Consider the following 9,661-nt stretch of genomic DNA (forward strand, 5'->3'; position numbering starts at 1 on the left):
ACGTGTGCAGCGTAGTCCGGTGGGCTAGGAGATTGGTATAAGAGACAGGTGCGCGGCGGCGGATGACCAGCGCCATCAGCGCTGCCGCCGCGCACAGCGCGCCGGAGGCGTACCAGACGACGTCGTAGCTGCCGAAGGTGTCGCGGGCGATGCCGCCGAGCCAGGCGACGGCCGCCGCGCCGACCTGGTGGGAGGCGAGGACCCAGCCGAAGACGATGGCGCTGTCCTCGCCGTACTGCTCGCGGCACAGGGCGAGGGTGGGCGGGACGGTGGCGACCCAGTCGAGGCCGTAGAAGACGATGAAGAAGATCATCGGCGGGTGGACGCTGGGCGCGAGCAGCATCGGCAGGAACAGCAGGGAGATGCCGCGCAGCGCGTAGTAGACGGCGAGGAGGCGGCGGGCTTCGAAGCGGTCGGTGAACCAGCCGGAGGCGATGGTGCCGACGACGTCGAAGACGCCGATGACGGCGAGCAGCGAGGCGGCGGCGGTGACGGGCATGCCGTGGTCGTGGGCGGCGGGCACGAAGTGGGTCTGGATGAGGCCGTTGGTGGAGGCGCCGCAGATGGCGAAGGTGCCGGCGAGCAGCCAGAAGGGTCCGGTGCGTACGGCGGACAGCAGGACGCCGACGGCGCGGCGGGCGGCGCCGGGCACGGGGGCGGGCTTGGGTACGAAGGTGCGGGAGCCGTAGGGGGCGAGGCCCACGTCGGCGGGGTGGTCGCGGAGCAGCAGCCAGACGAAGGGGACGACGGCGAGCGCGGCGAGCGCGACGGTGACGGCGGCGGGCCGCCAGTCGTGCTTCTCGACCATCCAGGACAGCAGCGGCAGGAAGATGAGCTGGCCGGAGGCGGACGCGGCGGTGAGGATGCCGCTGACGAGGCCTCGGCGCCGGGTGAACCACCGGTTGGTGACGGTCGCGGCGAACGCGAGTGCCATGGAGCCGGAGCCGAGGCCGACGAGGACGCCCCAGCACAGCAGGAGCTGCCAGGGTGCCGTCATCCACACGGTGAGGCCGGAGCCGAGGGCGATGATCGTGAGGGCGGCGGCGACGACGCGGCGGATGCCGAACCGGTCCATGAGGGCGGCGGCGAACGGGGCAGTGAGGCCGTACAGCGCGAGGTTCACGGAGACGGCGGCGCCGATGGTGCCGCGGGACCAGCCGTACTCCTGGTGCAGCGGGTCGATGAGCAGGCCGGGCAGGGAACGGAAGGCTGCCGCGCCGATGATCGTGACGAACGTGACGGCGGCGACGAACCACGCGCGGTGGACACGGGTCCGCCGCTTCGGGGCGGCGGCGGTGGTGGGAGCGGCATCGGTTGTCTCAGTCACGCGTTCGAGCTTCGGGTCCGGGCCCGGCATGATCGAGTGGCCCGAAGGACAGCATTCGCTAGGATCGGGCCAAGGCTGTCGTGTGGCGGCCGTGGGGAGGTGGCGTGATGACGACGGTGGTCGACGGGGGCGGGGGGTTCCGTCCGCATCGGGTGGCGGTGCTGGCGCTGGACGGGCTGCTGCCGTTCGAACTCGGTATCCCTCATCGGATCTTCGGTCGTCCGCGGGACGCGCAGCGACGGCGGCTGTACGAGGTGGTGACGTGTTCGGTGCGTCCGCCGGGCCCGGTGGAGACGGACGCCGACTTCGCGATCGACGTACGACACGGCCCGGAGGCGCTGGCGACGGCGGACACGGTGATCGTCCCGGCGTCGTACGAGCTGGGCCCGGTGTACGAGGAGGGTGTGCTGACGGAGGAGCTGGCGGCTGCGTTCGCGCTGATCCGGCCGGGCACGCGGCTCGCGTCGATCTGCACGGGTGCGTACGTCCTGGCGGCTGCGGGTGTGCTGGACGGGCGTCCGGCGACGACGCACTGGGCGGACGCCGACCGGTTCCAGCGGATGTTCCCCCGGGTCAGGGTCGATCCGGAGGTGCTGTTCATCGACGACGGTGATGTGCTGACGTCGGCGGGTGTCGCGGCCGGTATCGATCTGTGCCTGCACATGGTGCGCGCAGATCACGGTACGGCCGTCGCGAACGAGGTGGCCCGCCGTACGGTCGTGCCTCCGCACCGGGACGGCGGGCAGGCGCAGTACATCGAGCGTCCGGTGCCCGATCCGCAGCAGGCGACGACGACCGCGGCGCGGGCGTGGGCGCTGGGCCGGCTGCACGAGCCGATCCAGTTGCGGGACATGGCCGCGCAGGTGTCCCTGTCGGTACGGACGTTCACGCGTCGCTTCCGTGAGGAGACCGGGGTCAGTCCCGGCCAGTGGCTCACCCAGCAGCGGGTCGAACGGGCCCGGCATCTGCTGGAGTCGACGGATCTGTCGGTGGACCAGGTGGCCAGGCAGGCGGGGTTCGGCACGGCGCAGTCGATGCGGCAGCATCTACAGGCGGCGCTGGGGGTGACACCGACGGCGTACCGGCGGACTTTCCGGGCGGGCAGCACGGTGTGAGGCGGCCCCTCCTGCGGGCTCCGTCCGCGTGTTCCACGGGGCTCCGTCCGCGTGCGTACCTGCGCGTGACGCATCCACAGCCTGTGGACAGTGGGGCAGCAGTACGGCCGGCGGTGCGTCGCTCCGTCCCGAGCACGGGGCCACGCACCGCCGGCCGACTCCGGCGCACCCGCCCCGACTTCCCTTCGCCCTGAGCGCCCCGTCAAGGGAACCGACGCCGTCCGCGACCCACACTCGCCGAGGACCCGTCATCCGGGGCCTCGCCGTCCCCTCGCGGCGAATCGCTGCCCACAAGCGTGATCAAACGGACACGCCACGTCAACAAACGGAAGGGAAAATGTTACTTATCGCCTGTTTTGTCGCGGACGCGCACGGAAGCACACGCCGGGCGCACAGCCTGCCGGGACCGTGGAAGCGAGCGCTTGCCGCCGTCGCGGCCGGCGCTTTCTGCGCCCGTGCCCCTCATCGGGCGCCGGGCGCACGGCTCCGACGCCGGGACACCGACGGCCACGGCACAGCAACCGCTTGCTCGGAGCCGGTGCGTGAGCCCCGGTCACACCGCCTCGTACGCCAGGTCCTCGTACGTCGGCAGTGAAGTGCCGCAGGTCCGGGTGGTGGTGGCGGGTCCGGGGGATGTGCAGCGGTCGAGCTCGCACCAGATGCGCTTGCCCGCGCCCTCGGGGCTCCAGCCCCACCGGTCGGCGAGCCCGTCGACGAGGGCCAGTCCGCGCCCGCCGGTCGCGTCGCCGTCCGCGCAGCGCGGCACGGGCGCGTGTCCGCTGAGGTCGGCGACCTCCAGCCGTACGGTGACCGGTTCGGCGGCGGTGCCCGTGAGGGAGAGCCGGACGACGGCCGGACAGCCGGTGTGCACCACGGCGTTGGTGACCAGTTCGGACACGAGCAGAATCAGGTTCTCGGCCAGCGGTTCGTCCGCCGCTATGCCCGACCCGGCGAGCCGTGAACGGGCCCACCGTCGGGCCCGCCCCACTTCAGCGGGGTCGGGCCGGATCTCCAGCTGCACCTGTAGCACCTGCACCGCTCACACCATCCGAACCGGCGGACACATGGCCGCGCGCCACGCGAGCACCATGACGACGAGGGCCACGATCGTAGCCATTTTCTGCATGGCCAGAACAATGGCCGGAGCCTGGATCACGGAACGTGAAACCCTTGCAGAACAGCTTGGTTGACGTACAGTCACCCCAACAAGCGCTTCGGGCATATTCCAGCGCGAAGGAGTACCCGTGCGGCATACTGTGCGACGCTCATCCAGGGGAGTCGAACAGGCAACACCGGCATGGCTCGTACCGCGAACCACTCGCATCCCACACAAGGTACCGGAGGGCACCCCGACTGCGGGCCGTGACGGGTCTCGTGAAGGACACAACCCGATATCGACGCTCCGTGACTGCGGTATGCCACATTCCGCGACATCGCACGGGCGTACGGACCGCGCATCTTCGGGCCGGCCCGAGCGCGCCGGCCCCCGGCCCGTGCGCAGACAGGCCCGGCGCGTGCCGCCTCACGCCGAAAGCGGCGGTTCCTCCTCGGTGACCGCGTCGGCGAGGTCGTGGTGCACATCGAAGAGCCGGCGCACCCCGAGCGCGCCGAAGACCCGGTTGACGTGGGAGCCCTCCACCGAGCCCCCGTCGGGGAGCACCAGGCGCAGCCGGCCCCGGCAGGAGCGCAGCAGCCGACGGGCGGCGATGAGGACGCCGATGCCACTGGAGTCGCAGAAGTACACCTCGGACAGGTCGAGGACGAGGTCGTGCCTGCCCTGCGCGACCACATCGTGCACCCGCTGCCGCAGCACCGGGGACGTGACCAGGTCCAGCTCTCCCGACACCCGGAGCACGGTCCACCCGCCGCGCTCGCCGTCGGTCACTTTGAACGTCACCACCACGCCTTTCGCTCACCAAGCGGAAGCAGTCCCTACGCTTCCTTGCAGCGCGGCTGCCCACCGGCCGTTCCCCGAAACCCGGGACATAAAACCGCAGACGACCAGCAAGGGGCTTGTTTCAGTCACCCTCGATCCTGTTCGATCAGAGTCAGGTCATATAGCCATCAAATCCGATCAGACGGTGAGAGGGTGGGCGGCTACCCGGGGCGAACGCTCCGGAAGCGCCCCTTACCACCTCCGGCACAACTGGGGGCGCACATTGGCACAAAGGAGCGTGCGTGGTCAGACGTGCCGTCTACATTCGAGGAGACGATGGGCGCACGCTGGACCAGGGCGACGGGCACCGAGAGGGGGCCGAATGGCGAAGAAGGACGCACCGCCCCGCTGGGACCGCAAGATGCAGCAGCGCCTGGCACGCGGTGAGGCCGCCGCCCTCGGCGAGTTGTACGACCGGTTCGCGTCCCTCGTCTACAGCCTCGCCCACCGCGTCCTCGGCGACGAGCAGGCCGCCGACGGCATCACCCGCGAGGTCTTCGCCCACGTCTGGGAACACCCGGAGACGTACGACCCGAAGGCCGGCCCGCTGCGCACCTGGGTCGCCTCGCTGACCCACCGGCTCGCCGTGCAGCGGCTGCGCGCCACCGAGACCGCCGCGCTCGAACAGGGCGGCCGGGGCTCCGCCGAGGACCTCGAACGCCGGGTGCGTCACGCCGCCGTCGCCGCCCGTGCCGACTACATCGTGCAGGCCATGCCCACACCACTGCGGGCCGCGCTGGAGTCGGCGTACTTCCAGCGCCGGGACTACCGGCAGACCGCCGCCGACCTCGGCGTCACCGAGGACGAGGCGCGCCGCCGGCTCCGCCTGGGCCTGCAACTGCTGTCCACCGCCCATGACACACCGGCGCCGGGGGCGCCCCCGGAGTACGGGGGCGCCGCGTGAACGAGGCGAACCGCTCCGCGGAGCCGGACGGCCCCGACGAGGGCCCGGCCGACGAGAACCACGGGAAACCCGGGGAGCACGGAAAACCCGGGGCCGGCGACGGGAAACCCACCGGCGACGACTTCCGGCACGGCACGACAGCGCACGATCGCCCCGCACAGGACGGCACCCCGCACGACGGCCCCGACAGCCCCGGCGGACGCGGCCACGACGGCGGCACCGGCGACGGCGCCGAGGGCGGCACGCCGCCGAACCGCGAGCCGCGCATACCGCTGCCCCGGGCCTCCGTCGAGGACACCGGCCTGCCGCTGCCGCCGCCTCCCGCCCCGGCGCCGCCGCGCCTGGAACACGGCGTGCTGAAGTCGCTGCTCGGTGCGTGGGCGCTGGCGGCGTGCTCCGCGGAGGAGACCGCGGCGGTGGAGGAGCACCTCGGCACCTGCGGCCCCTGCGCCGACGAGGCGCGCCGCCTGCGGGAGGCCGTGGGCCTGTTGCAGCGCCCGGAGAGCCTCGACCTCGATCCGTCGCTGCGCACCCGCGTCCTGGCGAGCTGCCTGGACCGGCGCCCGCCGCGCATCCCGGTGCCGGAGTGGGCGCGGGCGTACGACGCGGAGACCGCGCGTCTGGACGCGCTGCTACAGGACTTCGGGGACTCCGAGTGGCACGCGCCGGTGCGGCTGCGCTGGTTCGCGGACGACGAGGCCACCAGCCGCCGTACGACCGTCGCCGGGGTCATCGCGCATCTCGTGGCCGTCGACGGGCTCGTCGCCCGAGCCATGGGCCTGGAGGACCCGCTGGCTGCCGCCGGTGCCGAGGCCCGCACACCCGGAGCGCGCACGGAGGCGTACTGGCGTGCGTCGCGATTCCCGCCGACGCGTACGGTGCGTGGGCCGTGGCGGGAACAGAACCACGCCATCGTCCGCACGGCGTCCTTCACCGGCAGCAGCGCGGGCGGTATGGGCATCTCGTACGGCGATTTCGAACTGCCGCTGCGGGACGCCCTGCTGGACCGCGCCTTCGAGTGCTGGGTGCACGCCGAGGACATCGCGGAGGCCGTGAACTACCCGTACGACCCGCCGGCCCCACGGCATCTGCGGTCCATGATCGATCTGGCGGCGCGGATGCTGCCGCTGGTCCTCGCCGCGCGCCGTCAGGCCGGGCTCGCCGCGCCCGGTCCGGGGCGGCATCTCGTGGCGGCCGGGGAGCCGGGCCGCAGCCTGCGGCTGGAGATCGAGGGCCGGGGCGGCGGCGAGTGGCTCATCCCGCTCGATTCCCCCGCCGCGGTGGGCTCCGCCGAGCACGAGGTCGCCCATATCGCCCTGGACGGCGTGGAGTTCTGCCGCCTGGCCGCGGGCCACGTCCCGCCGACGGAGGCGGCGGCCGGGCAGGTCGGCGACCGGGAGGCGATCAAGGACGTGCTGTACGCGGCGGCTTCGCTGAGCCGGATGTGACGGACACGGCGATCCGGCCGCCCGCACGCACGGGCAGCCGGTGCGGCGGCACTCGTCGAGGTGGACCACGGGTTCCGGCCGCCCGCGCGCACGGGCGGCCGGTAGGCGGCCTCAGGCGAAGACGACCGTCCGCCGCCCGTTGAGCAGGATGCGGTGCTCCGCGTGCCACTTCACGGCCCGCGCCAGCGCCTGGCACTCCACGTCCCGGCCGATGGCCACCAGGCCCTCGGGGGTGACGTCGTGCCCGACCCGCTCGACCTCCTGCTCGATGATCGGACCCTCGTCGAGGTCGGCGGTCACGTAGTGGGCGGTCGCGCCGATCACCTTCACACCGCGCGCGTGCGCCTGGTGGTAGGGCTTGGCGCCCTTGAAGCTCGGCAGGAAGGAGTGGTGGATGTTGATGATCCGCCCGGCGAGCTGCTTGCACAGGTCGTCGGAGAGGACCTGCATGTAGCGGGCGAGGACGACGAGTTCGACCCGCTCCTCACGGACCAGCTCCAGCAGCCGCGCCTCGGCCTCCGGCTTGGTGTCCTTCGTCACCGGGATGTGGTGGAAGGGAATGTCGTACGAGGCGACCAGCTCGGCGAAGTCGGTGTGGTTGGACACCACGGCGGCGATCTCGACGGGCAGCGCGCCGGTACGGGCGCGGAACAGCAGGTCGTTCAGGCAGTGCCCGAACTTGCTGACCATGAGGATGATGCGCATCTTCTGGTCGGCCCGGTGGATCTGCCAGTCCATGTGGAAGGAGTCGCCGATCGCGGCGAAGCTGGCGCGGAGCTTGTCCACGGTGACCGGCGACTCTGCCGAGAAGTGGACACGCATGAAGAACAGACCCGTGTCGTGGTCGCCGAACTGCTGGCTGTCCTCGATGTTGCAGCCGGTCATGAACAGGTAGCTCGACACGGCGTGCACGATGCCCTGCTTGTCGGGGCAGGACAGCGTCAGGACGTACTGGTCGGCCGGGGCCTCGGCGCGCGGGGACTGCTCGTTCATGCAGGACAGGGTCTCATGTCCGGCCCTGCCGGGGAGCACGCCGTCCGCTACGCGGACCGCGTGAGGATGCGCAGGACCTCCAGGCTGCGGGGCGGCGCATCGGGGTCCTCGCCGTCGCTGACGGCGAGACGTATGTGCGCGTCGCGGGCCGCGCGGACCGCCTCCGGCCACGCCGGGTGGTCGAGGTAGGCGGAGACCGGGGCGTCCGGGCCGACCTGGTGCATGATCCGCAGCACGCGCAGTACGGCGGTGTCGACGAGGGCCGCCTCCTGCGAGTCGCGGAAGATCGTGCCGACGTACTTCTCGGCGGACCAGTGGTCGAGCCAGGTGTCCTCGACGAGCCGGTAGACGGCGTCGGTGACATCCCCGTACCCGTCGACACCGGCCAGCCACACGTCCCGCTGGAACGCGGGGTCGGAGAGCATGTGCAGCGCCGAGCGCACATTGCTGCGCCACCGCCACCACGGCATGTCGTTCACAGGCATGCCGCCCATGGTGGAGGAGCGACGGGCGCGACGGGAAGAGTTCTCCGGAGCTTGCACAGTCATCGATCGTACGATCCCGAGCGAACCACGCGGGACGGACCCCGTTGTTCACCTCCGCGTTGTTCACCTCCGCGTCACCCCTCGTCGACCGCGAGTCACCGGCCGATCGGTCTTGCGGGGGGATCGTGCGGAGCCATGACCGGCAGGCGACGCACGCGAAACACCGTCCGCACCTTCCTCACCACCCCCTCCCGCCTCACGGGTCTCGCCCGCCGCCTCACTGGGGCTCGCGGCTTCACTGGCGGGGGGCTTCGCGGCCGAAGCCCCCCGGTCGCGTCACAGCTGGGTCGGCTGGCGTTCGGTGAGGCCGTACTGGCGGGCGATGGTGTTCCACAGCCCGGACGCCGACTTCTTCTTCTCGCTGGCCGTGCCGCTGGCCTTGTTGCCGGCCTGCGCCTGGTTGGTGGAGTGGGCCTTGCCCTTCTTGCACAGCTTGCCCTTGTTCGCGGCGATCTGGTCGGCCCACGCCGCGTAGTGGTTGTCCGCCGACGCGGACGCCTTCCACGCGTCCCGGAGGGCGCCGGTCAGGGCCGCGTTGTTCGGCAGCTTGTCCACCTGGAGGGTGCCGAGCTTGGTGATCAGGTCGTTGCGCTGCTTGGCGGCGTCCCGCAGGTCGGTGGCGGCCTGGGCGAGGTTGCGGCAGCCCTTCACATCGGCCACCGCCTTGATCACGGCGGCCCTGCTGCTGCCGCTGTCCGCGAGCAGCTTGTCCAGCGCGACCGCCTGCTGCTGCGCCGGGTCGACCGACTCCGAGGGCGACGCCGACGGGGAGGACTGGGTGACGGGTGCGGTGGCGGAGACGTTCGCGCCGGTGTCGTTCTTGTCGTCGCCGCCGGAGCTGCCGAGCAGGGCGCCCGCACCGACGCCGAGCACGGCGATGCCCACGCCGACCGCCGCGAACATGGGCAGCCTGGAGCCGGTACGGCCGCTGCGGCGCCGTTCGTCGCCGCCGTCCTCGTCGCGGCCGGGGCGCGGCGGGAAGAACACGGGCGAAGCGGACTGGCCGGCGGGGCCGTGGCCGGGGGCGTCACCGTCGATGCGGGGCAGTTGCTGGGTGGCGCCGGCGGGGGCTGCGGCGCCGTCGCGGAAGAGGTTCTCGAAGCCGGAGGGCGGCTGTCCGCCGGGCGCCCCGGTGCCGGGCACGGGCACCGGCGGCAGGTACTGGGTGGGTTCCGCGTCGGGGCCCGCTGCCGCCGCCGGCATCGGTCCGGCGCCGGGCTGCGCGCCCTGTCCGAGCAGCTGCGTCGCCTCGGCACCCCGCTCGGGCGGCAGCGCGCCGGGGCCGACCGGGCGGATCTGGTGGGTGGCGGGGTCGGTGGGTGCCCCGTGCGCCGACGGTCCGGCGTGGGCGCCCTGGGGCGGCGTGCCGGGCTGCGGCGCGGCGGGGCCGGGC

Annotated in this window: 9 protein-coding genes; 3 read left to right on the forward strand and 6 right to left on the reverse strand. The window is 72.5% G+C overall.

Annotation, left to right across the window (positions count from 1 at the left end):
- On the reverse strand, positions 1–1,327 hold a 1,327-nt coding region (locus tag MTQ10_RS22610), incomplete at its 3' end, for an MFS transporter (protein ID WP_247471622.1).
- A gap of 107 nt (positions 1,328–1,434) precedes the next feature.
- Here MTQ10_RS22610 and MTQ10_RS22615 point away from each other — a divergent pair.
- Entirely contained in the window at positions 1,435–2,442 is a 1,008-nt protein-coding gene (locus MTQ10_RS22615) for a GlxA family transcriptional regulator (RefSeq protein WP_247471625.1), read from the forward strand.
- Positions 2,443–2,995: 553 nt separating this feature from the next.
- Here MTQ10_RS22615 and MTQ10_RS22620 read toward each other — a convergent pair.
- Complete coding sequence (locus MTQ10_RS22620; RefSeq protein ID WP_247471645.1) at positions 2,996–3,463, reverse strand: ATP-binding protein; 468 nt, start codon at positions 3,461–3,463, stop codon at positions 2,996–2,998.
- A gap of 501 nt (positions 3,464–3,964) precedes the next feature.
- Positions 3,965–4,345 (reverse strand): STAS domain-containing protein, encoded by a 381-nt coding sequence (locus MTQ10_RS22625; RefSeq protein WP_247471627.1) that lies wholly within the window; start codon positions 4,343–4,345, stop codon positions 3,965–3,967.
- A 355-nt stretch (positions 4,346–4,700) separates the two neighbouring features.
- Here MTQ10_RS22625 and MTQ10_RS22630 point away from each other — a divergent pair, with 355 nt between their 5' ends.
- Positions 4,701–5,282: a sigma-70 family RNA polymerase sigma factor gene (locus MTQ10_RS22630; protein WP_247471630.1), complete on the forward strand. Its 582-nt coding sequence runs from the start codon at positions 4,701–4,703 to the stop codon at positions 5,280–5,282.
- Positions 5,279–6,730, forward strand: a complete 1,452-nt coding sequence (locus tag MTQ10_RS22635) for a zf-HC2 domain-containing protein (protein ID WP_247471633.1) — start codon at positions 5,279–5,281, stop codon at positions 6,728–6,730. The genes MTQ10_RS22630 and MTQ10_RS22635 overlap by 4 nt, the downstream gene beginning before the upstream one ends.
- A gap of 111 nt (positions 6,731–6,841) precedes the next feature.
- Here MTQ10_RS22635 and purU read toward each other — a convergent pair whose 3' ends face one another.
- From purU to MTQ10_RS22650, 3 genes are all read right to left on the reverse strand, one after another.
- Positions 6,842–7,723 (reverse strand): formyltetrahydrofolate deformylase, encoded by an 882-nt coding sequence (gene purU, locus MTQ10_RS22640; protein ID WP_247471635.1) that lies wholly within the window; start codon positions 7,721–7,723, stop codon positions 6,842–6,844.
- A gap of 47 nt (positions 7,724–7,770) precedes the next feature.
- Positions 7,771–8,271 (reverse strand): SCO4402 family protein, encoded by a 501-nt coding sequence (locus MTQ10_RS22645; protein WP_247471638.1) that lies wholly within the window; start codon positions 8,269–8,271, stop codon positions 7,771–7,773.
- Positions 8,272–8,544: 273 nt separating this feature from the next.
- Positions 8,545–9,661 (reverse strand): hypothetical protein (locus MTQ10_RS22650; RefSeq protein WP_247471642.1); only part of this gene is annotated, 1,117 nt, incomplete at its 5' end.

Origin of the sequence: Streptomyces sp. XM83C, assembly GCF_023072675.1 — a bacterium.
Taxonomy (GTDB): domain Bacteria; phylum Actinomycetota; class Actinomycetes; order Streptomycetales; family Streptomycetaceae; genus Streptomyces; species Streptomyces thermocoprophilus.